The following is a 260-nucleotide window of genomic DNA, read 5'->3' as shown; positions in this document are numbered from 1 at the left end:
TCGTGTCCGGATGCGTTTTCTTTACCCACCGTGATGGTCTGCCCGAGTCCCACAGTGATGCTCTGGTTATTGCCGATGGTTTCCGTATGGTCCACTTTCACGTCGGTGGTGCGGTTGTTCAGCACCTCCGTATCCATGTTCTTCTGCGCATGGATGTAGACCTGCTCATTGCCCGTGGCGTCATCGAATTTCAGTTCGTTAAATCCGCCACCTTTGTAGGTCTTCGAGCGGATGGTCATCTGCGTTTTCGTGCCCGGCAG

At 54.2% G+C, this 260-nt stretch carries 1 protein-coding gene; it reads right to left on the bottom strand.

From position 1 onward, the window contains the following. Nucleotides 1-260, bottom strand: a 260-nt coding sequence (locus tag OGV98_RS00515; RefSeq protein WP_502873645.1) for a bacteriophage T4 gp5 trimerization domain-containing protein, incomplete at both ends; no start/stop codon positions are given.

It is taken from the genome of Citrobacter sp. Cf136 (assembly GCF_030333815.1).
Lineage (GTDB): Bacteria > Pseudomonadota > Gammaproteobacteria > Enterobacterales > Enterobacteriaceae > Citrobacter > Citrobacter freundii.
Note: the sequence above shows the minus strand (reverse complement) of the source record. Positions and strands in the feature narration are given on the sequence as shown.